This is a genomic window from Oceanobacillus sp. GQ8 (genome assembly GCF_059758495.1).
Genome location: NZ_JCAXEV010000002.1, coordinates 786958 through 811985 on the forward strand (window position 1 = coordinate 786958; position 25028 = coordinate 811985).

Consider the following 25028-nt stretch of genomic DNA (forward strand, 5'->3'; position numbering starts at 1 on the left):
GTGCAAAAGGAGTAGCAATATTATATTGCTGCTCCTTTTTCGTTTTATAAAAATAACGAAGTTTAATGCAGGCACTATTAAGACCTAGATATTTCCCCTAAATTCCCATAATAAATCTTTATAATTACTTCGAGGAGTAATAAAATTATATTTAAGCGTAATTAATTGTTGCTTTTAAACGTACTTTAAATTACTATATAAAGTAAGGGAGGTGAAAAAAGTGGATGATTTAATTTTAAATGTAGGTTTGTTACGCAGAAAAGTACCGAATCTTACAAGTGCAGCACGTCAAGTTGGTTTACGACCCGCCACTGTTTCTAATTTATGCACGGGAAAAATACCTATTGGGAGAGCGGAGGTTCGAACTTTAGCTGCACTTGCATCATTAGCCGATTGCAGTTTGGATGACCTGATTATCAGAGGGGAGAAGATCGAAATGATTGAAACCGGTGTAAAGACGCTAGATATGTTTGCTCCTTTAGCAAAGGGAGGGACTGTAGGTTTGGTTGCACGTCCTGGAATAGGACAGCTCGCTGTGTTAGCAGAATTACTCTATCTGTTTAAGAAGGAAGTTTATAAAACAATCTTTCTCATGCCTGAAGGGGAACACCAAGGGTTGGATGAAATCGTTAAAAATGCAGAAATTGTGACCCACACGATTGAAGAGTCCTATAAGCGGATGGAAGAGATTGGTGGAGGACAGGATATGATGTTCGTTGCAGACAGAACTCATGTTATAACAGGGCGCATTCACCAACTCCAAGAAAAACTTCAAGATGCTGGATTTCACTCTGTTACAACATTTCTTGTTGATTTAACAGGGGAGGTCGTAGATGAAGATTTACCATATGGACCACTTGAAACCTTATGGCAATTCGATGCAGACCTTGCTGCAAGACATCGCTTTCCAGCAGTTAATCCTCTAAGTTCAACATCCTCCGTTCTCGAAGGAGCCCATCTAGATCAAGATCACTTCACAATCCAACAAAAAGCTCTTAAAACACTTCGTCGCTATCGGGAACTCCGTTCATTAGTGAACGTTAGCGGAATGGAGCGAATCCCTAAATCCGAACTACAAACATACCAAAGAGGCGAGAGGCTTGAAGCCTATTTAACACAGCCTTTTCATGTTGCAGAGCCATTTACCAATAAACCTGGTCATACTGTTAGCCTTAAAGAGACATTGCGTGATGTGAAAGAGATTTTGAACGGGGCTTTAGATGCAAAAGATGTTTCAGAGCTAGAATTCATTGGAACGTTATAATGCAAGCTAGGTAAAGAGCCAGTAATTTAAAGAAGTGGGGGGACGCATTGTCCCCCACTAAAGTATTTCAATCTTTTTTACAAACCGCCAAAATCAAACAAAGTCCTAGTCTGATAAACTTCCCCAGGCTTCAACATGACTCCAGGAAATCCTTCATGATGCAAGGAAGCGGGCGAGGCTTGCGTTTCAAAGCAGACACCGAGGTATTGCCGTGAAATCCCTTCCTGTAGCTGCAATCCTTCAGGCAAATTATTCGATGTATACATCACCATGCCAGGCTGGTCTGTTTGCACCGTCATTTTTCTGCCAGAGACCGGGTCAGCTGCTGTTGCTTTTACTGCCTCATTGCTTTCATTAAAAATAAAATAGTGATCAATGCCCTTCCCAGCGACACGATTTTGTTTCGTATCTTCATTAAACCCATCCTGTAGGGCACGGGCTTTACGAAAGTCAAAGGTCGTTCCTTCTACGGAAAGCAGCTCACCTGTCGGGATAAGCTTTTCATCAAGCTCTACAAAATGATCGCTATCAATAGATACATGCTGTTCATGCAAGGTATTCTGCAAATTTCCGCTCAAGTTAAAATAAGAATGATTCGTCAACGTGAGCGGTGTTGTCTTGTCAGTTGATGCCGTATAGCTGATCTCAAATTGGTTGGTTTGATGTAAGGTGTAAGTGACTTCCACATCCACATTTCCCGGATAGCCACCTTCTCCGTCGGCTCTTGTATAAGAAAGCACAAGTCCAATAGCATCGGCCTTTTCAAAGGGTTCTACATCCCAAATAACCTGATGAAATCCTGTTGGGCCACCATGCAGGTGATGTGCGCCTTCATTTTTCTCTAGCTCGTATTTCGCACCATCTATCTCAAATAGGCTATTCGCAATTCTTCCTGCCACTGGTCCGATTATGGCACCGAAATAATTGGGGTTGCTTTGATACTCCTTATAATCGGCATAGCCAAGCAGAACGTTTTCTAGGTTGCCAGCTTTATCAGGAACGAGCATTTTTGTAATAATGCCACCAAAGTTAAGTACGTTAACCTGCATCCCACTCTCATTCGAGAGGGTATATTCCTTCCAAGCCTTCTCAAAATTCCTACTCTCTATTTTCACCATGATCCCACCTTTCTATAATGTGTGAAGGAAGCGCTGAAAAGCATCCTTCTCTTTAAAGACGCCGGCATCCTCGAGAACCCGGACGAATTTTTTACCAAGCTCGTGCTGAATGAGGTTTTTCGCTTCTGATGCTGTTTCTATCGTACCATATGTTTCTTTTAGCTCTGCTGCCCAATGCTGATGAATCGGGTCCACCATAGCGTTCTCGCCCATCAACTCTTTTTCTAGTTCCACAAGTTCTTTTTTCAAACGTGCAGGGAGAACGGCAAGGCCCATTACTTCAATCAAACCGATATTTTCCTTTTTAATATGGTGGACATCAGCATGGGGGTGAAAAATTCCCATTGGGTGTTCCGCTGATGTTCGATTATTGCGCAGGACAAGATCCAGCTCATATTTGCCATCACGCATACGGGCAATCGGGGTGATGGTGTTATGGGCAACATCACCAGTAAAAGCCTGAATGGCTGCACGCTCATCGGTATACCCGCTCCATGTTTGGAGAATGTGATCAGCAGCATCTAGTAACTGTGCTTTTTGTTCACTTTTTAAGCGAATTACGGATAACGGCCAATTTAGGACCGCTGCATGAACATCTGGAAAATTGCCGAGCGTAACAGGGAAGGCTTCTGCCGCATTGCTCATGGCAAATTCATAACGACCTGCCTGATAATGGTCATGACTTAGGATCGAGCCGCCAACAATGGGCAGGTCTGCATTGGAGCCAATAAAATAGTGCGGGAAAATATCCGTGAATGCGAGCAAGCGGGCGAACGCTTCCTTGCTGATTTTCATATCACGATGTTCTTCTGCAAGTAAAATGCTGTGCTCGTTATAGTAAACATAAGGAGAATACTGGAAGTACCATGTTTCTCCGCCGAGTGGCACTCGAATCATCCGATGATTAGCCCTTGCCGGGTGCCCAGTACGTCCTGCATAGCCTTCGTTTTCGATACAAAGCACACATTTTGGATAATCAAGTGCCTGCTTCATCTCCCGCTCGCGCCTAATTTGCTCGGGGTCTTTTTCTGGTTTGGACAAATTAATCGTAATATCCAAGTTTCCGTATTTACTCTCGGTTTTAAAATGCACGTTCTTCTTTATCCGATTCATTTGAATATAGTTGCTGTTTTTGCTGAGCTGATAAAAATAGTCGGTTGCTTCAACTGGAGAGACATCATATTTTTTATAAAACTGTTCGTTCACCACAGAGGGGCGCGCGATAAAGCAATTCATCATGTTGGCAGATAGCATTTCTTTTTCCTCTAGCACATCGGCAATGATGCCTTCCTTTATGGCGTAGGAAGTGATCGTCTCCAGGATATCGGGAATGGTGCGTTCTGTATCTGCTGAATTTATTTCCGGAAAGGATGGGAGCTGCAAAAGCTGCATCACTTGATTTCGTGCATAAATCTCATCAGCGGGCTCAATTAAATTTTCGGTAATGGCTTGCTGAACGAGGGCAGCGATGTCTTCATAAATCATTTACTGTCAGCCTCCTCGTACCCGGTTGGGCGGGATGTATGCCAGTTCCAGGCATCCTGCATAATGGTGTGAATGGCAGTGCGTGTTGGGATCCAACCTAGGATGCGCTTGGCTTTTTCTGGACTCGCGATTAAAACAGCTGGATCTCCAGCGCGGCGTGGACCAGATTGGGTTGGGATCTTTTTCCCTGTTACCGTTCGTGCAGCCTCAATCATTTCTTTGACGGAAAAGCCCTGACTGCTGCCAAGGTTAAAAATGTCACTACTTCCGCCTTTTTTTAAATATTCCAGTGCGAGTAGGTGGGCCACGATTAAATCTTCCACATGCACATAGTCGCGGATACACGTCCCATCTGCAGTATCATAATCCTCTCCAAATATGCTAATAGCCTCGCGCTGGCCAAGGGCAGCTTGTAAGATGATCGGAACGAGATGTGTTTCGGGTCGATGATCTTCGCCGATTTCCCCTGAGGCGCGGGCGCCAGCTACATTAAAGTAACGCAAGGAGACATAGCGGATGTCATGAGCCTGAGCAGCCCAGCGCATCATTTTTTCCATCGTTAGTTTTGTTTCCCCGTATGTGCTTGCCGGGTTTGTCGGCATTGCCTCGGTAATCGGCACGGCTTCTGGTTCTCCGTATGTCGCAGCAGTAGAGGAGAAGACAATCTCTTTGACACCATGTTCGACCATTTCCTCGAGCAAGATCTGGGTGCCATAAACATTGTTATCAAAGTATTGTAATGGCTTATCCATCGATTCTCCGACAAGTGAGCTTGCCGCAAAATGAAAAACGGATTCAATGGATTCGTTGGAAAAAACCTCGTGTAAAAAGTCGCGCTCGCGAATATCTCCCTTGTAAAAGGTAGCTTTCGGATGAACAGCAGCCCTATGACCTGTCAGTAAATTATCTACCACCACTACCTCTTTACCACTTTCAATTAATTGATAGACCGCATGGGAGCCGACATATCCCGCTCCGCCTAACACAAGAATGCTCATCTCATCACTCCTTCAGTTATTTCCATTGCCCCATCGCCAATGCTTGCAGTATAAAAGGTGGCTTCATAGCCGATTTTCTGTTTATAGGTGGATTGGATTTGTTCTTTTACCGTGTCTAGCTTCGCGTTTTCAACAATCGCAATCGCACAACCACCAAAGCCTGCCCCAGTCATTCTTGCGCCCACAACGCCATCTAACTCCCATGCAGTCTCCACAATCGTGTCGAGTTCTTCACCGGTCACCGCATAATCCTCTTTTAATGAGAGGTGGGAAGCGTTCATCAACTTACCGAAAGCTTTTACATCGTTTTCTTCTAGCTTTATTTTTGCCTCTAATGTGCGCGCGTTTTCATAAACGGCATGTTTAGCACGTTTTGCATGGATCGGGTCTTTAATTAGGTGTTTGTTTTGCTCAAATGCTTCTTTGGAAAGTTCCCCTAAACTTGTGATGTTAAGCTCTTCCTGCAAGTCAGCAAGTGCTGTTTCACATTGACTGCGGCGCTCATTATATTTTGAACCGGCCAGAGTGCGCTGTTTATTCGTATTAATGATTAAGATCGAATGGTTTTCCAGTACGAGCGGGGCATAGTGATATTCCAACGTTTGGCAGTTTAATAGAATCGCATGATCCTGCTTGCCCATACCGATAGCAAACTGATCCATGATGCCACTGTTTACTCCAATGTAGTTATTTTCTACATGCTGCCCGAGCTTTACCATGTCAATTCGGTCTAGTGTTATGTCGAATAACTCCTCAACAAGCACACCTGTCACCATTTCGATCGAGGCTGAGGAAGACAATCCCGCTCCATTCGGAATGTTTCCGTAAAATAAAATATCAGCCCCTGTTTCTAGTTGGTGACCTTTTTTGATGATGGCGCGGATCATTCCTTTTGGGTAATTGGCCCAGCTGTCAGCTTCATTGTAATCAAGGGCATGGATATCAGATTCAATCACTCCAGCTTCTGGGAAATTCATCGAGTAAAAATGTAGCTTTTGATCCGGACGCTTGCTGGCAACCGCATACGTGCCAAACGAGATGGCAGCAGGGAAAACATGCCCGCCATTATAATCCGTATGCTCCCCAATCAAGTTGATACGCCCCGGAGCGAAGAACATACGTGGCTGGCTAGATGTAGGAAAAACCCTTTTAAAATCCGTAACTAAATTCATGATATCCTCCTTGTTTATTTAGTTTATTAATTTAATTAATTAAGTAAAGCTTACCTTGTTTCTCGTAATCTTTCAAGCGCTTTCTTGATTAAAGTGAAGGAGGTTTTGGAGGACACGTGTCAGTTCCACAAGGTAGCGTGTAAACTTCAAGAAGTGAATCGAAAACCACGAGAAGTGAATCGGGAACCCCAAAAGTGAATCGAAAACCTCAAGAAGTGAATCGAAAACCTTAAAAAGTGACGCGTCAACCAACAAAAGTGACGCAAGCACCTCAAGAAGAGACGCAACACCCCTACAAGGCGACGCACCTACCTCCCGAAAACCGCACCAAACCAGCCTTCAATCCCATTAACTAAATATATTTACTAAAATATTTACTAAAACTATTGCTAATTATTTAAAATCAAGCTATGGTATTGGTAAGGCTTTCAAAACCAATTTTTTAGGGGGAAAGAGAATGAAAAGAGCTTCAATAATCTTTGCATTATTACTTTTTGCTTTAGCTGCATGTAGTGGAAATGACGGAGGTAGTGAACAAAATGAAAGCGGTGACAATAATACATTGTCGGTATGGGCATGGAATATTAATGTGCCTGTTATTGAAAAAGCTGCGGAAATGTTTGCAGAGGATCACCCTGGATTTGAACTTAATATAGTGGAAACTGGAACACCTGACGTTTACCAAAAAATCACCACAGGATTGCAGGCAAAAGGGGAAGGATTACCAGATGTCATGCTTGTAGAAGATGATCGACTTCAAGGTTATCTAAACTCGTTCCCTGAAGCATTTGTGAACTTATCTGAAAAAGGATTTGCAGAGGACCATATGGATAAATTCCCAGAATACAAGACGGAATTATTATCCAAAGATGGGGATATGTATGGCTTCCCATTTGATTCAGGTCCTGCAGGCGTGTTTTACCGTGTTGATTTATTTGAGGAAGCAGGAATCGATGCTAACGCAATCGAAACATGGGACGACTTTATCGAGGCAGGAAAAGTACTTAGAGACGAATTGGATGTTGCCTTAACTGGAATCGACATTAATAACGACGATGGAGTATACCGTTTAATGTTAAACCAACAAGGTATGTTCTACTTTGATGAGGAAGGAAACGTTGATCTTACTTCTGAGGAATCTGTGAAAGCGATGAATGTAATCCAACAATTGAGCGAAGAAGGATTAAATGAAAATCTTGTTGGATGGGATGCTTGGATTGGTGGGTTGGCCAACGGTACGGTAGCGACTGCTCCATCAGGTGCGTGGCTTTCTGGTTCATTAACTGGGCAGGCTCCTGATATGGAAGGACAATGGGGCGTATTTCCACTTCCTGCCATGGAAGAGGGTGGCAACAGAGCAGCAAACCTTGGGGGAAGTAACTACATGATCTCTTCTAACTCCGAGAAGGTTGACCTCGCTTATGAATTTATGGAATTTTTCTCAACATCTGATGAGGTCCAGCTTTTTGCGATGGAGAATGGACTCTTCCCATCATTAAATACTATCTATACGGAAGACGTGTTTAGTGAAGAAGTAGCTTATTTCAATGATCAGCCTATCTGGACGATGTTTGCAGACCTAATTGAGGATGTTCCATATGCTAACTATACGGGAGATTATTCTCTTGCTAGAGACGAAGCGACTAAGGCGCAATCACGAGCAGCTGATGGGAGCGATTCAGCAGAGGCATTAGAAGAAGCCGCAAAACAATTAGAAAACAGATTAAATAAGTAAACAATACGAACGTTGGAGAAGTATAGATTTCAGTCTAATAGATTCATCATCATGGGAAGCGTCCTTGCCTTTGAGGGTGTGAAGACGTCTCCCCTGAGGCTGGAGTCCATACAGCCCAACGTACTAGTAAACAAATAGTTTAAACAAATGAAGAATAAAGGGGGGAACCACGCACCCTTTATTCTGTCATTTTAGAGAATCACTCTATTCTGGAGAGGATGGAAAACGCATGAAGCAGTCTAAAAAATTTCCTTATTTATTCATAGCCCCAGCCGTTATTCTATTTATTGTTTTTACGGCCTACCCCATTATTGCTTCCCTCTATTTAAGCTTCCAGACCTATGAAGGAGGAAGTTATTCTTTTGCTGGGTTAAGTAATTATACGCGTTTACTAGAGGATTCTATTTTCTGGAAAGCGTTAGGGAACACGTTTATCATTTTCATTTTGCAGGTCCCGATTATGTTATTGATGGCGATGGCACTTGCAAGCGTATTGAACAGTCAATTACTTAAATTAAAAGGCTTCTTTAGGGTATCTTTCTTTTTACCAGCGGTAACATCCCTTGTTGCTTATTCGCTGCTTTTTTCGATTATTTTGCAGGACAATGGAATTTTAAATACGTTATTAAACGCTATTGGAATTGAGAAGATTCCTTGGCTTTCCGACCCATTTTGGGCAAAAATATCGATTGTGATGGCGATGATGTGGAGATGGACAGGGTACAACATGATCATTTTCCTTGCTGCATTGCAGAACATTCCGGATCACATGTATGAAGCGGCTTCGATCGATGGTGCCGGAAAGATACGTCAATTCTTTTCCATTACGATTCCAAACTTGAAACCTATTATTCTATTTGCAGGAATTCTATCAACGATTGGTACCTTACAGTTGTTTGATGAGCCATTTAACCTGACGCAGGGTGGGCCCGCAGATTCTACCATGACACTAGGATTATACATTTATGAAAATGGGTTTGAGTACTTTGACTTTAGCTACGGAAGTGCGGTTGCTTATGTAGTCGTTGTACTTGTGGCGATTTTATCTTACTTTCAATTTAAGTTTACGGGGGAAAAATCATGATGAATACAAACAAATCGAAACGTGGACTCGGCAAAGTTGGCATGTATGCGTTGTTGCTTCTGTTTTTAGTTATCTCCATTTTTCCTTTCTATTGGATGTTAGTCGGGTCAACAAACACCTCAGACAAGATGTTTACCAGCCCACCAACCTTGCTTCCAGGGTCTGAGTTTATGACGAACTTAAACAATCTTGATGCGACAGTCGGGATTTGGCGGGTGTTGTTTAACTCCTTGCTTGTTTCAGGACTTTATGTCGTGATTGCTTTGGCAGTGAGTGCGACGTCTGCCTATGCCTTTGCCAAATATGACTTTAAAGGGAAAAATGTAATTTTCACGATTTTCATTCTGTCGATGATGATTCCCTATCAAGCGACATTGATCCCTTTATTCCAAATGATGTCTAGCTACAATCTATTAAACACATATTTTGCGTTAATTGCACCACAGCTTTGTTATCCCTTTGCCATTTTCTTAATGCGGCAAAACTTTTCAGCATTCCCTACTGAGTTAATGGAATCTGCGAGACTGGATGGTGCAAGTGAACTGAAAATTTTCATGAAGATCGTGCTGCCTTCTATGAAACCTGCACTTGCTGCAACATCCATCTTTTTGTTTATGTTCCAATGGAATAACTTTATGTGGCCGCTAGTTGCCATTACATCACAGGATATGTATACCTTCCCGGTTGCGTTATCTACTTTAAACGGCGTTTCCTTTACAGACTATGGGCAAGTAATGGTAGGAATTACGATTGCAACCATTCCAATTATGATCTTTTTCTTGGTCTTACAACGCCATTTCATCTCGGGAATGCTTGGCAGTGCAATAAAATAGAAAAGGTGCGTGAACGATATGCTTACAGTGAAAGACGACCAATTTATGTTAAACGGACAGCCGTTTCAAATTTTATCAGGGAGTATCCATTACTTCCGTGTCCCCCAAGAATATTGGGAGGACCGCTTAATTAAATTAAAAAACTGCGGGTTCAACACAGTAGAGACATATATACCTTGGAACTTTCATGAACCGAAAAAAGGGCAATTTCATTTTGATGGCATGGCAGATATTGAACAGTTTATTGCAACAGCAGAAAGTCTAGGGTTGTATATCATCCTCAGGCCAGCTCCATATATTTGTGCAGAGTGGGAGTTCGGTGGCTTACCGGCATGGTTGCTTAAAGATCGTAATATGGCGCTGCGTTGTGCAGATCCGAACTTTCTTAAACATATAGAAGATTACTATGATGTGCTCCTTCCTAAGCTCGTACCGCATTTAATAACGAATGGTGGAAACGTCTTTGCCTTGCAAATTGAAAATGAGTACGGTGCATACGGGAATGACAAGCAATACTTGGAGCGAACCAGAGAGATATACAAAGAAAAAGGCATTGATGTGTTACTTTTCACCTCAGATGGCCCAGATATGATTGAAGATGGCTCCTTACCAGATGTTCTCACCACCTTAAACTTTGGTTCTCGTGTGGAAGATTCTTACGCAATGCTGGATGCATACAAACCAAATAGTCCGAAGCTGTGTGCGGAATTTTGGATTGGTTGGTTTGATAGTTGGGGAAAGGAACATCACACAAGAGACCCTAAAGATGCAGCAGCTACATTGCGTGCCATGCTAGAAAAGGGCGGATCCGTTAATTTCTATATGTTCCATGGTGGAACGAACTTCGCGTTTTATAATGGTGCCAATCAATACGAGGCCTATGATCCAACCATTACGAGCTATGATTATGATTCCTTGCTAACAGAGTCTGGTGAGATAACGGAAAAATACAGGGAAGTACAAAAGGTTCTTAAGGAATTCGTGACCATACCAGAGCCAGTTGAGCCCCCGAATATTCCAATTCTGCCAGAGCAAAAGGTACAGCTCGATCGTTCTGTTAGCTTGTTTGATACGTTAACGACGATAGCCAATCATCATAAACATGTGGTTCCTATGTCCATGGAAGAAATGGATCAGGCATACGGCTATGTCCTGTACCGCACGACGATTGACCGAAAAGCCGATATGGTAATGGATACGTCGATGATTCGGGACAGAGCTTTCCTATATGTTAACGGAGAATATGTCCAAACCGTTTACCGAAATGATGAGAAAAAAGAAATTACCCTCTCTTTCCCTGAGGACATAAACACGCTTGAAATTTTCGTGGAAAATATGGGCCGGGTTAATTATGGGAAGCATTTGAGGGATCGCAAAGGAATAATTGAAAATCTATGGATTGATAATCAATATATGTTTCATTGGGAAATGTTCAGTATCGAGCTTGACGAAGTCGTTTTAGACTTTTCAAGGGCGAACACAGAGCGCTTTCCGCAGTTTTATGAAGGAACATTTGAATTAGCCGAAACAGGGGACACCTTTATTAACATGGAAGGCTGGAAAAAAGGCAATGTGTTTATCAATGGATTTAACTTGGGACGATATTGGGAGATTGGACCACAGAAAACGCTATATCTGCCTGCACCCTTTTTAAATGTAGGAGAAAATACGATCCAAATTCTAGAACTTGAAGGAACGAAACAGCAGGAAGTTCTATTTGCCAATAAGCCTGACTTGGGATAGGAAGGATTCTTATGATGATTACAATTGACGACAGCAGAAAACAATTTCATTTAACAAACGGAAAAATAAGCTACCTATTCCATGTGATGAAAAATGGACAGCTTGGCCATCTGTATTATGGAAAAGCGATCAAGACAATAGGGCATATAGCAGACTTCCAACGCTATGACATTCCCACACCGAATACGACCCATCTTGAGGCAAACGATCCGGCATTTACGATGGAAACAACGAGGCAGGAATTCCCTGTCTTTGGCTCAACGGATTTTCGCGAACCAGCTCTAGGAATTCAGCAGGCTAATGGGAGCCGTATAAGCAATTTCGTGTTTGACTCATACCGTGTAGTGAAGGGGAAACCCACGTTGAAAGGCTTGCCCGCTACCTATGTTACGAGCGAGGAAGAAGCCGAAACAGTAGAAATTACATTGTATGATGCCGTAACCGATGTAGAGCTTTTACTAAGCTATACTATTTTCAAGGATGTAGCAGTTATTACGCGACATGCATGCGTTACGAACAAGGGAGAGGCAACCTTGACATTGGATCGATTGCTGAGTGGCAGCATTGATTTCCCACACGCTGATTTTGACATGCTCCAGCTTTCAGGGGCATGGTCACGGGAAAGGCACCTAAGAGAACGTAAGCTTGAAAGTGGAATCCAGTCTATCTCCAGCTTACGTGGATCCAGCTCTCATAGTCAGAATCCATTTCTAGCATTAAAAGAATCAGATGCGACAGAATTCACAGGGGATGTGTATGGTTTTAACCTTGTGTATAGCAGCAACTTTCTAGCACAGGTGGAAGTAGACCATTATGAGCAAACAAGAGTCTCAATGGGGATTCACCCATTTGGCTTTCAATGGAATCTGGAACCAGGGGAGTCGTTCCAAGCGCCTGAGGTTGTCATGGCGTTTTCAGCGAACGGCCTAAATGGATTGAGTAAGCAATTCCATGATGTATACCGCAACCATTTAATAAATCGAAAATGGCACGAGGCACCACGCCCTGTCATGCTGAATAATTGGGAAGCGACCTATTATGATTTTAATGAAGAAAAAATACTAGCGATTGCGAAAGAAGCAGTAGACTTGGACCTAGATCTGTTTGTGCTTGATGACGGTTGGTTTGGCAAACGGAACAGTGATACGACATCACTGGGAGACTGGTTCGTCAATAAGGAAAAACTGCCGAATGGACTTGGGAAACTCGCGCGCAACATACAGGAGCTTGGACTTGATTTCGGCCTCTGGTTTGAACCAGAAATGATTAGTCCAGACAGTGACCTTTATCGTGAGCATCCAGATTGGGTGGTGAAGACACCTTGGAGGTCAGCTTCGTATGGCCGTAACCAATGGGTATTAGATTTCAGCAATAAAGAGGTCGTGGCTTATTTATATGAGCGGATGCGCGCATTGATCGAAGAAACACAGCTTTCCTATATAAAGTGGGATATGAACCGAAACATAACAGAAGCATATTCATCCACATTGCCTGCAGCGCAGCAGGGGGAATTTTATCATCGCTATATTCTCGGGGTATACCAGCTCTATGAAAAACTAACAAGTGAATTTCCGGATGTACTGTTTGAATCCTGTGCAGGTGGCGGCGGACGCTTTGACCCTGGGATGCTTTTCTATGCACCACAAGGATGGATTAGTGACAATACAGATCCAGTCGAACGCCTACATATTCAATACGGGACATCAATTGCGTACCCGATAAGCAGTTTTGGTACCCATGTATCGGCAACACCGAATCATCAGACGGGAAGAACAACCTCGTTAAGCTTCCGTGCTCATGTTGCCTTGTTCGGCACGTTTGGGTACGAACTAAATCCATTAGGCTTTTCGGCCGAAGAGAAAGTGGAAATACGCAACCAGGTTGCGCTTTACAAACAACATCAGCGTCTCATGCTGACAGGGGATTTCATTCGACTGAAAAACCCTGCTGATGGAAATGAAGCTGCCTGGGTGATGGTGAGTGAGACAGGAGAGGAAGCGCTTGTTAGTCATTACCGAATTTTAGCAGAATCGAACCCTGGTAAGATGAAGTTTCTGCGCCTTAAGGGACTGGAATATGAGGCGTATTATCGTTGTCAGGATACAGAAGGTGTTGTACGTCATTACTATGGGAGTGAATTGATGTATAGAGGGATCCCACTTAAAGCCGAATTTAATGGAGCAAATGGCGAACTCTCGATCCCGATGCAAATAGGCGATTTTCAATCCGAGATTTTTTATATTTCCAAGGAAGAGGGAGAGGTTTAAATGCATCTTGGTGTAGATTATTACCCGGAACACTGGAATATTAGCTTAATTGACGAAGATTTAACGAGAATGAAGGAAATGGGCGTAAACACTGTAAGAATTGGCGAGTTCGCATGGAACATGATGGAGAAACAAGAAGGAGAATTCGATTTTTCCTTTTTCGATATGGTGATTGAAAAGTGTAAGGAATACGGGTTATTGGTCATGTTTGGCACACCAACAGCCACATTTCCTGCTTGGCTTGCAGCGAAACAGCCTGACATTTTTAATGTGGCGGAAGATGGACATCGGATTTCCTTCGGTGGCAGAAGACAATACTGTTATAATTCCGCTACATATTTGGATTATTCATTAAGGATTGTAAAAAAGTTGGTGCAACACTATAGTGCGGAAACCCAAGTGTTCGCCTGGCAAGTGGATAACGAGCTGGGTCATGAGGGAAGCGATGATTGTTATTGTTCCAATTGCCAGGAGGCTTTTTCGACATATTTAAAGCAGCGATACGACTCAATTGATGAACTAAATGAGGCGTGGGGCACCATTTTTTGGGGGCAAACCTATCAATCCTTTGACCAGATTCCCATGCCAACCCGCACGATCACGGTTCACAATCCGAGCATGCGACTGGAATGGCTCCGGTTTCGTTCTTACTCCCTTAGTCAGTTTGCAAAAAAGCACTTGGAACAGATAAGAAAGTTTAAAGGTGAACACCAAACGGTTACCACAAATATTCCTGGTGGATTCTTCGAGAAGAAATTTGACCATAATGAATTTTCCAGAGACCTTGATTTTGTTTCCTATGATAATTATCCAGTATGGGGTGGTTTAGCTGAACCGGTTTCGCCAGCCATGCTTTCCATGACTCTTGATTTCGTTCGGGGCTTAAAGCAGGAGAATTTCTGGATTGTGGAACAACTGATGGGCGCACAGGGGCATGATGTCATTGGTTATTTGCCAAGGCCGAACCAGGCAAAACTCTGGGCATATCACGCCTTTGCTCATGGAACAACGGATATGCTTTTCTTTCGCTGGCGTGGCATGACACACGGAGCGGAGCAGAACTGTCTTGGCATTCTGGATACAGACAACCGTTTAACCCGTAAATATAAGGAAGTACAGTCCTTTTTTAAAGACATTTCCAATTATAAAGAGGTCGTTGATTCTCCGATTAAATCGGAAATCGCTGTCATTTATGACTTTGATACGATCTGGTCGTGGCAAATACAACAAGAAAGTGCAGCCTTTGACTTTACAGAGGAAGTAATGCGCTTGTATGAACCGTTTTACAACCAGAATCAATCGATTGACGTTATTCGTGCTGATGTGGATTTCGGGAACTATCGGGTGCTGCTACTTCCTGTAATGAAAATAATGGATGAGCAGTTGGTGAAGCGCTTAGAAGCATTCACAGCTAACGGTGGTACTGTTATCTTTTCTTATCGGGCTGGCGTAAGAGATCGTAACAACAACCTAGTGCTAGGAGAACAGCAACCAGGCAAGCTAAGTCCGTTACTTGGTGTCCAGGTGGAAGAGGTGGAATCTCTGCCTGATGGCAAAGAAATCGAAATTCAAACCGATAAAGGGAAAAAGGGATCGAGCAAGGTTTGGCGAGAGCTGATCAAGCCGTTAGATGCTATAGGTCTTTATCATTATACAGACGCATATCGCGACTATGCTGCAGTGACAGTCAATACGTTTGGGAAAGGCAATGCCTACTATATCGGTACAGGTGCGGATAAAGAGGTCATGCAGGAAATTGCAAATCGTGTGGCAGATGAAAGGGAACTAAATACTACACAAACAAGTGCTGGGATTGAAGTCATGGAACGAACAAAAGAGGATGGAAGCAGTTATTTATTCATCATGAACCATAACGGTCAGGAAGGCTATTTTAATGATGTACAGCTTGCGCCATATGCTTGTAAAATTGTACGAAAGAATAATGAAAATGCCTAAGAAAATGGTATAGTTAAAAGAGATGATTGAAAAAAAGTAGAGGTGGCCATGTTGGCAACAATAAAGGACATTGCTGATAAAGCAGGCGTTTCGGCCGCAACCGTTTCAAGGGTGTTAAATTATGATCAAAGCCTTTCCGTTGCAGCTGATACAAAAAAGAAAATATTTGAAGTCGCAGAAGAACTATCCTATAAGCGACGTCACCGAAAACCAATTAGTAGAAAGATTGCCTTTCTGCATTGGGTTACAGAAGCAGAAGAATTAGATGACATTTATTATATGGGCATACGTTATGGGATTGAGCGGCGTGCTGAGGCGTTAGACGTGGAGCTTGTAAAATACGTTGAAGGGGAAACCATTGATACAAATATCGATGGGATTATAGCTGTTGGCCGCTTTAGTGAAGAACAAGTACGTCAGTTAAAAGCTATTTCTCCTCAGATCGTATTCGTCGATTCTAATCCAAACGAAGCAGAGTTTGATGCTGTTTTAGTCGATTTTGAACGTGTCACCCAACTCGTAATGGACCATTTTATTGAAAAAGGACATACTTCTATTGGATTTATTGGTGGGTATGAAACATTTAAAGAAAAGATTGCTCCTATTCAGGACATGCGAGAAAAGCATTATCGTAACTACTTACAAGAGAGAAATATGCTTGATGAGCGGTTTATTTTTCTCGATAGCTTTGCAGTGAACGATGGTTATGAACTCATGAAGCAAGCGATTCACGACTTGGGCGAGGAATTGCCGACAGCCTTTTATATGGCAAATGATCCCCTTGCAATCGGCGGCCTGCGAGCTCTCCATGAGGAAGGAATCCCTGTGCCTGGCAGGGTGAGCGTTATCGGAGTCAATGATATTAGTGTGTCCAAGTATGTTTATCCCTCTCTAAGCACAGTTAAAATTTATACCGAATTAATGGGAGAAACAGCAGTAGACCTTATTTTAGAGCGAATTGACGACAAACGAGAAGTGCCAAAGAAAGTATATTTATCAAATAAATTAATTATACGACAAACGTAAGACCTGAAAGGCAGCTATTCTTTGTGAATAGTTGCTTTTCTATTTTTTATAAGTAGCGGGCATTTACCTTGAGAGTGTGAGCTGCGTGAAGTCGCATGGGATCCAAGTAAGATCGCGTGTCAGCTCCGTGAAGTCGCGTGCCAGCTCCACAAGGTCGCGGGGGAACCACGTAAAGTTGCATGCCAGCCACAAAAAGTGACGCGCTATCCACACAAAGTGGCGCAAGGAGCTCACAAAGTGACGCAACATCCACCCAAAGTGACGCACCACTCCCACCAACCTCGTCCCATCCCACCATAAGAAAGTAAAATGAAACTCCGTATATTTTAAGCTTCACTTTAAATACTAAAAGGACAATGGTATTAGCGGATGGAGAGGAAGTAGAAGATGAAAAAAGTAGTCAATGAAGTGACGGTAGTATTCTGGATTACATTAGCGATCACGATTGCCATGTCCATTTGGGGGACTGTCGCTCCTAAAATATTTGAGCGTTATTCAGGTAATTTGATGAATTTTATATCTGTTCATTTTGGTTGGTATTATTTACTTGTTGTTACTTTATTTCTTGTATTTTGTATCTATTTGACCTTTAGTCGGTTTGGGAAGATAAGGCTCGGCAAGCCAAAGGAACGTCCTGAATTTAGTTATATATCATGGTTTGCGATGCTATTTAGTGCTGGTATGGGAATAGGGCTAGTGTTTTATGGTGTGGCCTCGCCTGTATCGCATTATATGAAAACACCGCCAATAGCAGAACCTGGGTCTGTTGAGGCAATCGGTGACGCGATGCGTATTACATTCTTCCATTACGGGGTCCATGCATGGGCCATTTATGCAATCATTGCATTGGTCCTAGCCTACTTTACCTTTCGTCTTGGAAGACCATTCTTGGTCAGTTCCACATTAGAGCCCCTTTTTGGGAAGAGTATGAGGGGCGGTTGGGGCAAGGTTGTCGATGTGATAGCCGTGTTTGCAACGGTCATCGGGGTTGCGACGACGCTTGGATTTGGTGCAACGCAGATTAACGGTGGGCTTACCTACCTGTTCGGTGTGAAAAGTGAATTTTGGGTGCAGCTCCTCATTATTGTAATTGTAACGGTGTTATTTATGATTTCGACCTATTCTGGTTTAGGAAAAGGCATTAAATATCTAAGTAATACCAATATGTTTCTGGCCGCAGCATTGTTTGTGGCGACATTAATACTGGGGCCAACCATGTATATTCTGAACACATTTACGAATTCTGTGGGGACCTACATTTTGAGCTTGCCTGTTGAGGGGTTACGCATTTCACCCAATGATGAGACCGAAAGACAATGGGTCATGGATTGGACGGTATTCTTTTGGGCTTGGTGGATTGCCTGGGCGCCATTTGTCGGCATTTTCATTGCCCGGATATCGAGAGGACGTACGATCCGGGAATTTCTGTCCGGTGTCATTCTAGTTCCGACTGTTGTGTGTCTTTTATGGTTTGCAGCATTTGGGAGTTCTGGAATCCACGTACAAAAAAGCGGTGCAGATATTGCGAGCCTGCCTGACGAGCAGATGCTATATGGTATGTTTGATAATCTGCCCTTAGGTATGATCCTATCTTTATTGGGGATTTTGTTAATATCCACGTTCTTTATCACATCAGCTGACTCTGCAACATTTGTTTTAGGCATGCAAACAACGAATGGATCTTTATCACCATCTACTGTGGTTAAGTTTACATGGGGCATAGCACAATCGTTAATCGCAGCGGTTTTACTTTACACTGGAGGATTACAGGCATTACAAAATGTGCTCATATCGGCTGCATTTCCCTTTTCCATCATTTTGATTTTAATGTGCTTGTCCTTTTATAAAGCCTTAAGAAATGATAAAGTGCACTAGGAGAAAAGATCCCCCTAAAAAATGCGTTTATGAAAACTGTAGGAAAAGAGTAATAGTGCTTTTTCTACAGTTTTTTTGTTATGAAAAAAACATCTGTAAATAATGCAGAAAATCGTAAACAAATGCTGTATTTTCTGTTATTATTATCAGAATATATTTTATATACTGCATGTAAGCGTTTACTAGGTTGGGAAGGCGCTTATTGTATTTTCACGTGCAGAAGAGAAGGGGGGATAGGATGAAGACCGGCAGCTTTCCTTACCAATAAACAGTAAACAAGGAGGGTTTAATTGGTGAATAGAAAACGATGGAAAAAGGTTTTTCCTATTCTTTGCTGTGTTGCGCTAATCGGGACATTCGTAAAAATACCATCGCAACAAACAGTATCAGCAGCTGCAAAGGATTTTTCTACCTCTTTTGAAGAGAATGATCCGGATCTTGATTGGGAAAACACAGTTGAAACAGATGCTGATGGAAATAAGATGTCCTCCGGTATTGATGGTAATATCCCCTTTGACGGAATTCAAGGTGATATTACCGATAAGATAGTAAATATCGAGGTGTCAGGTGAAAATCCGCCGAGTGAAACCAAAAACAAGCTAATTGACCGCGATTCGACTTCAAAATGGCTAACCTTTGAAGATACTGCTTTTATTGAGTTCGAACTGGAAGAGGCAGATACTGTTGTAAAGTATGCCCTCACCTCAGCAAATGATTATGCTGGCAGGGACCCCCAGGATTGGGAGTTACTTGGCTCCAATGATGGAGAGAACTGGACAGCCTTGGACAATAGGAGTGAGCAATCATTTGAGGACCGTTATGAAAGAAAGCTGTACGAGTTTGATAACGACACAGCTTATCAATATTATCGCCTCAATATAACGAAAAACCATGGTGAATCCATTATCCAACTTGCAGAGCTTGCTATTTCCAATGGAATTGACAAGCCAGCCCCACCCGCATCCGATATGAAAACAACCGTAACGAACGGACCGACAAGCGCGTACACGTCAAAAACAAATGTCGGCTGGTCTGGACTGAATACGGTAACCTATTTAGGCTCTCACCTTGAAGAGGGAAGGGCATATTCCTATAATAAAATTCTTGATGTGGACATTGATGTAACAGAGCATACTGAACTATCCTATTATATTTTTCCAGCATTTACAGACAAAGACCATACGAACTATGCGAGCACGTATGCTTCAGTTGATTTAGCATTTTCAGATGGTACCTATCTACATGACCTTGAAGCATATGACCAGCATGGCATCAAACTGGATCCACAAGCGCAAGGTGATTCAAAGACACTCTATGCCAATCAATGGAATATTAAAAAAGCAGCGATTGGCGATGTGGCAGAGGGAAAGACGATTGAACGAATTTTGATTGCCTATGACAATCCAACTGGCCCATCAACCTTTACGGGGCATATTGATGATATTCAAATTAAAGAACAGACAGAGGAGAGTACCTTTACAAATCCGTCTGATTACGTAAACATCCTGCGCGGTACACAATCAAATGGCAGCTTTTCCAGGGGGAATAATTTCCCGGCAGTTGCTGTCCCGCATGGATTTAACTTTTGGGCGCCTGTAACCAATGCCGGTTCGAATTGGTTATATTCTTATAATGAAAGCAATAACGAGGATAACCTCCCTGAGCTCCAGGCTTTCTCCTTAAGTCATGAACCGAGTCCATGGATGGGAGATAGACAGACATTTCAAGTCATGCCATCCAATGCAGAAGATGAACCAAGTGCGGATCGCAACGAGCGAGCACTAGCGTTTAATCATGCTAATGAAGTGGCAAAAGCACATTACTATGGTGTGGAATTTGAAAATGGCATCAAAACAGAAATGACACCAACAGATCATGCTTCGATGATGCGCTTCACATTTGATGACGAGCATGCGAATATTATTTTTGACAATGTCAGCAACAATGGCGGCATTAACCTTGATGCGGAAAATAGCATCATTTCAGGCTATACCGATCAAAAAAGCGGCCTGTCAACAGGTGCTACCCGCATGTTTGTATATGCCACGTTTGATAAGCCTGTTATAGATAGTGGCATGTTAACAGGAGAAGGCAGAGATAAAGTTGCTGCCTATTACAAGTTTGATACAGAAGAAACGAAAGAAGTTACGATGAAAATGGCTACGTCCCTCATCAGTGTTGATCAGGCCAAGAAAAACTTGGAGCAAGAAATTAATGCTGAGGACACATTTGAATCCGTAAAAAATCGAGCTGAAAATGCATGGAATGAGAAACTTGGAATTATTGAAGTGGAGGGCGCTTCAGATGATCAGCTGACAACCCTTTATTCCAATATGTATCGCTTATTCCTATATCCAAATTCCGCTTATGAAAATGTCGGTACAGTGGAAGAACCGGATTATAAATATGCAAGCCAACTAGAATTATCGCCATGTACGAATAGTACCGCGACTGAAACATGTGCCCCAATAGAAGACGGGGAAATCTACGTGAATAATGGGTTCTGGGATACCTACAGAACAACCTGGCCGGCATATGCTTTGTTAACGCCTTCTAAAGCTGGTGACATGATTGATGGCTTTGTCCAGCATTATAAGGATGGAGGTTGGATTGCCAGATGGTCATCCCCAGGCTATGCGAATTTAATGGCAGGGACCAGTGCCAATGTTGCGTTTTCTGACGCCTATTTAAAAGGAGTTACGAATTTCGATGTGGAAAGCTTTTACCAATCTGCCGTGAAGGATGCTTCCGTCGTACCACCAAATGCGAATGTGGGCAGAAAGGGAACGGAAACATCAATCTTTGATGGCTACACAAACACATCAACACATGAAGGAATGTCCTGGGCGCTTGATGGGTATATCAATGATTATGGAATTGCGAATTTGGCGAAAGCACTCGCTGAAAAAGAAAACGAAGAAGACCCTTATCAATCCGAGTACAGTGCGGACTATAACTATTATTTAAGCCGCGCACAGCATTATGACAACATGTTTAATTCTGAGTTTGGGTTCTTTAATGGAAAAACACCAGACGGAGAATGGCGCTCAACGTTAGAGAATTTCAACCCAGCTGAATGGGGGCATGACTATACCGAAACGAATGCATGGAACATGGCCTTCCACGCACCACAGGATGGTCAAGGACTAGCAAACCTATATGGTGGAAAAGAAGGGCTTTCTGAAAAGCTTGATACCTTCTTTACCACACCAGAAAAGGCAGCTTATCCAGGTAGTTATGGCGGACTGATTCATGAAATGCGGGAAGCCAGGGATGTCCGAATGGGAATGTACGGACATAGCAATCAACCGGCCCACCATATCGCATATATGTATAACTATGCGGGCGAGCCGTGGAAGACACAGGAAAAAGTACGTGAGATTTTAGACAGACTGTATATTGGCAGTGAGATTGGCCAGGGCTATGCAGGAGATGAGGATAATGGTGAAATGTCTGCCTGGTACATTTTCAGTGCGCTAGGATTTTATCCACTCAAAATGGGCAGCCCGGAATATGCGATTGGCGCACCATTATTCGAAAAAGCAACGATTCATTTAGAAAATGGAAAAGATCTTGTAATTAACGCACCAAATAATAGTAAAGAAAATAAATATGTCCAAGGTCTTCAAGTGAATGGGGAAGCTTATACGAAGAATTACATTACACATGAAGACATAGCCGAAGGTGGCATACTGGACTTTGATATGGGGCCAGAGCCTTCAGATTGGGGCAGTAAGCTAACCGATTTACCTGAATCGATTACGCCTGCGGCAACCGATGGACTCTTTGCACCAGAGTCATTAGGCGATGTGACAGATCAGGCAGTAGAAGAGGATGCAGGCATCGCGACGGATAGTGATGGCAGCGATACAAGTAAACTGTTTGATAATACGTCGCGAACACAACTGGAGTTAGAAGGGAAAACACCTTGGATTCAGTACCAGTTCACAGGAGAAAAGAAGAAAGCAAACATGTACACTCTAACCTCCGCAGATGCGCCTAATGGCTCAGACCCGCAAGCTGCCGATCCGAAAAGCTGGGTGCTAAAGGGATCTGATGACGGAGAAAATTGGACAATATTGGATGAACGGGAAAATGAAACCTTTAAATGGAGAAAATACACCCGGGCATTTGAAATTGCGGAGCCTGAAGCCTACTCCTACTATCAGCTAGAAATAACAGATAATGGAGGTCACCAAACAACAGCATTGGCTGAAGTAGAATTACTAGGATATGGTGAACAGCTTATTGGCCTGGCTGCTGGCATGCAGGATGTCGTGGACCAATTAGCTGAGGAAGGAGAGTTTAAAAATAATGGGGCAAGTCGTTCCCTATTGATGCACCTCACGGCAGTCGAACGATTTGAAGAAAAGGGAGATGAAGACAAGGTAGTAAAACATATGGAAGGCTTCCAAAAGTTGCTTGACCAGCAACATAAAACGGCATTGATCTCAGAGGATGCCTACAAGCTACTAAAAGGCAATGCAGAGTATATGTTAAAACGGTGGGAATAAAGTGGAACTTCAATCAGTGGAGGTTTTCGTTCTTCCCCCACTGATTGTTAGTTGATTGAATCGGGGTGTTAGCGTCCATTAACTCCCACTTAAAGATCACAGGTTCACTTCATGTTTTGAAGGGGGGGTTTTACGGACGGTTGCTCCGGGATAAAGTGAAAAAACCTAAATTGGTGTGAAGGCACCAATTTAGGTTTTTTGTTGTTGGTTGACTAGTGAAAACGACATTGCGAGTCACCTTGTCTAACTGGTTAAGCCTATTATTTAAACGAAATCTCATACGTACTTTCAAATGCCTTGCCAGCAGGCAGCTTGTTTATCCCGGCTTTTTCTTTTAGCTCCCCCGTTGTGTCATGCATATCGGCGATACCATGCCATGGTTCAATGCAGAGGAACGGGGCGATCTTGCCAGTTTCCTCATTATATTTACTCCAGATACCGAGATACGGGAACCCTGCACAGTCAACTTGGATGCCTTTCCCGGACTTTTTGGATTGAAGCTTCACTTGCTTGATATTACGGTAGATGAGCGCATCGTTTTTAAATAGATCATCCGAAAGAACAGGGGTGATTGGTGTTTGCAGATTGCTTTCTTTCACATGTATTAACGCATTTTCCAACTCAAATTGCGTCACATTTCCATCTCCTGCTAGTTCCAATTGATAATCTGCAAGTGTCTCCCCCTCAAGTAAAGGGATTTGAAAAGCGGGATGCCCTCCAATGGAAAAGTACATGCTCTCCTTATTTTCATTGATGATTTTCCAGCTGACGGAGAGGCTGTTCTCCTTTAATGTATAGGATATGATGGCCTGAAATTCATAAGGATATTGGGCCGTAAACTGCCCGTTTGATGAAAAGGAAAAGCTTACGTGGTCTGGGCGATGTTCCCTGAGTTCAAAGGTTACATCGCGTAGAAAGCCGTGCTGACTCATGGCATATTCCTTCCCGTCAACATGATAGCGATCATTTTTCAACCGTCCCACAATAGGAAAAAGTCCTGGAGAAACGCGCCCCCAATAGGCAGGATCGCCCTCCCACATATATTGCATTTCCTCTTGTTTGCTCCAGACTTCCCGAAGCTCCGCACCCTCAGGGCTGATGCTCACTTTTAAATGGTCATTTTCAATCACTTGCATGGCTATACCTCATTTCCGTTGTTGTCATGGCTTACATTATAGCAAAGTTTTGCCCAGCAAGCTGTTGGGGGAGATTGAATGAAGGGCGATCATCTTTTGTGTTTTTAGGAGGCAGCTCCATAAACCAGTCGTCGTTGTCACTTAAATTATCGGAAATATCAAGACTCATATCCTTTACTTCTTGTTTTACCAACTCTACATTTATTGCCCATTCAAGGTAATCTAACGCAGTATCATCTGGGCATAAAAACCGTAAATCCCCAACTGTTATTTCATTGCCTCTTACAGTTGCTGCCACATCATTGTCATCATAACCCGATACCTCACTACATCCGACTATGAGAATCATCATACAAATTAAAGATAAATAACTAAACAACGATTTCACCAAATTTCCCTTTGTTAAACTCTCCTGTTACTTCCTTAAACAATAACAACTATTAAATTTTTACAGAGTGGTTAGTAGTAAAAATAACTAAACGTTCTTCTTTTTAAAGAAATGAGAACTAGCATGAGGATTATCCCTATAATGGTTACTGGTAAGGAAAAAGGATAGAAGGCTGCTGGAATATCTTCTGCCATCACCCCACTCTTATTAAAAAATAACAATCCAGAAATAAAAAATAGAAAACCTAACCAACCAAGTATCCGCCCAAACGTCGTATTTCTTTCAATTTCATTGTTAACCCCCAGTTCATACTTCATTAATTTACTCTAGGAGTTCAAAACGCCAACTAATTCATTCAAGTTTATATTGCAATCCGAAATAATCTAGGGGTGAGATAAAGGATGGAAGGGACGTGTATTAAAGAAATGCATTTT

General features: G+C 42.7%; 17 protein-coding genes. 10 read left to right on the forward strand and 7 right to left on the reverse strand.

From position 1 onward, the window contains the following. Positions 1–220 precede the first annotated feature (220 nt). Complete coding sequence (locus tag AC6CHS_RS08700; protein ID WP_498235628.1) at positions 221–1264, forward strand: ATP synthase beta subunit C-terminal domain-containing protein; 1044 nt, start codon at positions 221–223, stop codon at positions 1262–1264. A 77-nt stretch (positions 1265–1341) separates the two neighbouring features. Here the strand turns inward: AC6CHS_RS08700 and AC6CHS_RS08705 are convergent, their stop codons facing one another. The 4 genes from AC6CHS_RS08705 to AC6CHS_RS08720 are packed head-to-tail and all read right to left on the reverse strand — an operon-like array spanning position 1342 to position 6037. Beyond that, complete coding sequence (locus AC6CHS_RS08705) at positions 1342–2379, reverse strand: aldose epimerase family protein (protein ID WP_498235629.1); 1038 nt, start codon at positions 2377–2379, stop codon at positions 1342–1344. A gap of 15 nt (positions 2380–2394) precedes the next feature. After that, positions 2395–3867 carry a UDP-glucose--hexose-1-phosphate uridylyltransferase gene (galT, locus tag AC6CHS_RS08710; protein WP_498235630.1) on the reverse strand — a complete coding sequence of 491 codons (1473 nt, stop codon included), beginning with the start codon at positions 3865–3867 and terminating at the stop codon, positions 2395–2397. Continuing rightward, positions 3864–4865: a UDP-glucose 4-epimerase GalE gene (gene galE, locus AC6CHS_RS08715; RefSeq protein ID WP_498235631.1), complete on the reverse strand. Its 1002-nt coding sequence runs from the start codon at positions 4863–4865 to the stop codon at positions 3864–3866. Before galE ends, galT begins: the two co-directional genes overlap by 4 nt. Beyond that, entirely contained in the window at positions 4862–6037 is a 1176-nt protein-coding gene (locus tag AC6CHS_RS08720; protein WP_498235632.1) for a galactokinase, read from the reverse strand. Before AC6CHS_RS08720 ends, galE begins: the two co-directional genes overlap by 4 nt. A gap of 457 nt (positions 6038–6494) precedes the next feature. Here AC6CHS_RS08720 and AC6CHS_RS08725 point away from each other — a divergent pair, with 457 nt between their 5' ends. From AC6CHS_RS08725 to AC6CHS_RS08765, 9 genes are all read left to right on the forward strand, one after another. Then, the gene (locus AC6CHS_RS08725) at positions 6495–7772 is read left to right on the forward strand and encodes an ABC transporter substrate-binding protein (protein ID WP_498235633.1); all 1278 of its coding nucleotides are present in this window, start codon (positions 6495–6497) and stop codon (positions 7770–7772) included. 229 nt (positions 7773–8001) lie between these two features. Continuing rightward, positions 8002–8856: a carbohydrate ABC transporter permease gene (locus AC6CHS_RS08730; protein ID WP_498235634.1), complete on the forward strand. Its 855-nt coding sequence runs from the start codon at positions 8002–8004 to the stop codon at positions 8854–8856. Further along, on the forward strand, positions 8853–9689 hold the full coding sequence (locus AC6CHS_RS08735; RefSeq protein ID WP_498235635.1) for a carbohydrate ABC transporter permease: 837 nt from the start codon (positions 8853–8855) through the stop codon (positions 9687–9689). The genes AC6CHS_RS08730 and AC6CHS_RS08735 overlap by 4 nt, the downstream gene beginning before the upstream one ends. 18 nt (positions 9690–9707) lie before the next feature. Next, the gene (locus tag AC6CHS_RS08740) at positions 9708–11432 is read left to right on the forward strand and encodes a glycoside hydrolase family 35 protein (protein ID WP_498235636.1); all 1725 of its coding nucleotides are present in this window, start codon (positions 9708–9710) and stop codon (positions 11430–11432) included. 11 nt (positions 11433–11443) lie between these two features. Further along, on the forward strand, positions 11444–13699 hold the full coding sequence (locus AC6CHS_RS08745) for an alpha-galactosidase (protein ID WP_498235637.1): 2256 nt from the start codon (positions 11444–11446) through the stop codon (positions 13697–13699). Then, positions 13700–15655 (forward strand): beta-galactosidase, encoded by a 1956-nt coding sequence (locus AC6CHS_RS08750; RefSeq protein WP_498235638.1) that lies wholly within the window; start codon positions 13700–13702, stop codon positions 15653–15655. 51 nt (positions 15656–15706) lie between these two features. Further along, complete coding sequence (locus AC6CHS_RS08755) at positions 15707–16681, forward strand: LacI family DNA-binding transcriptional regulator (RefSeq protein ID WP_498235639.1); 975 nt, start codon at positions 15707–15709, stop codon at positions 16679–16681. 387 nt (positions 16682–17068) lie between these two features. Continuing rightward, positions 17069–18556, forward strand: a complete 1488-nt coding sequence (locus tag AC6CHS_RS08760; protein ID WP_498235640.1) for a glycine betaine uptake BCCT transporter — start codon at positions 17069–17071, stop codon at positions 18554–18556. 293 nt (positions 18557–18849) lie between these two features. Beyond that, positions 18850–23070: a GH92 family glycosyl hydrolase gene (locus AC6CHS_RS08765; RefSeq protein ID WP_498235641.1), complete on the forward strand. Its 4221-nt coding sequence runs from the start codon at positions 18850–18852 to the stop codon at positions 23068–23070. Positions 23071–23330: 260 nt separating this feature from the next. On the opposite strand, the gene AC6CHS_RS08770 is transcribed toward AC6CHS_RS08765, so the two are convergent. The 3 genes from AC6CHS_RS08770 to AC6CHS_RS08780 all read right to left on the reverse strand — a co-directional run bounded on the left by AC6CHS_RS08770 (position 23331) and on the right by AC6CHS_RS08780 (position 24911). Next, the gene (locus AC6CHS_RS08770) at positions 23331–24206 is read right to left on the reverse strand and encodes an aldose 1-epimerase family protein (protein WP_498235642.1); all 876 of its coding nucleotides are present in this window, start codon (positions 24204–24206) and stop codon (positions 23331–23333) included. Between the two features lie 31 nt (positions 24207–24237). Next, on the reverse strand, positions 24238–24558 hold the full coding sequence (locus tag AC6CHS_RS08775) for a hypothetical protein (RefSeq protein ID WP_498235643.1): 321 nt from the start codon (positions 24556–24558) through the stop codon (positions 24238–24240). Positions 24559–24665: 107 nt separating this feature from the next. Continuing rightward, entirely contained in the window at positions 24666–24911 is a 246-nt protein-coding gene (locus AC6CHS_RS08780) for a hypothetical protein (protein WP_498235644.1), read from the reverse strand. Positions 24912–25028: the final 117 nt, after the last annotated feature.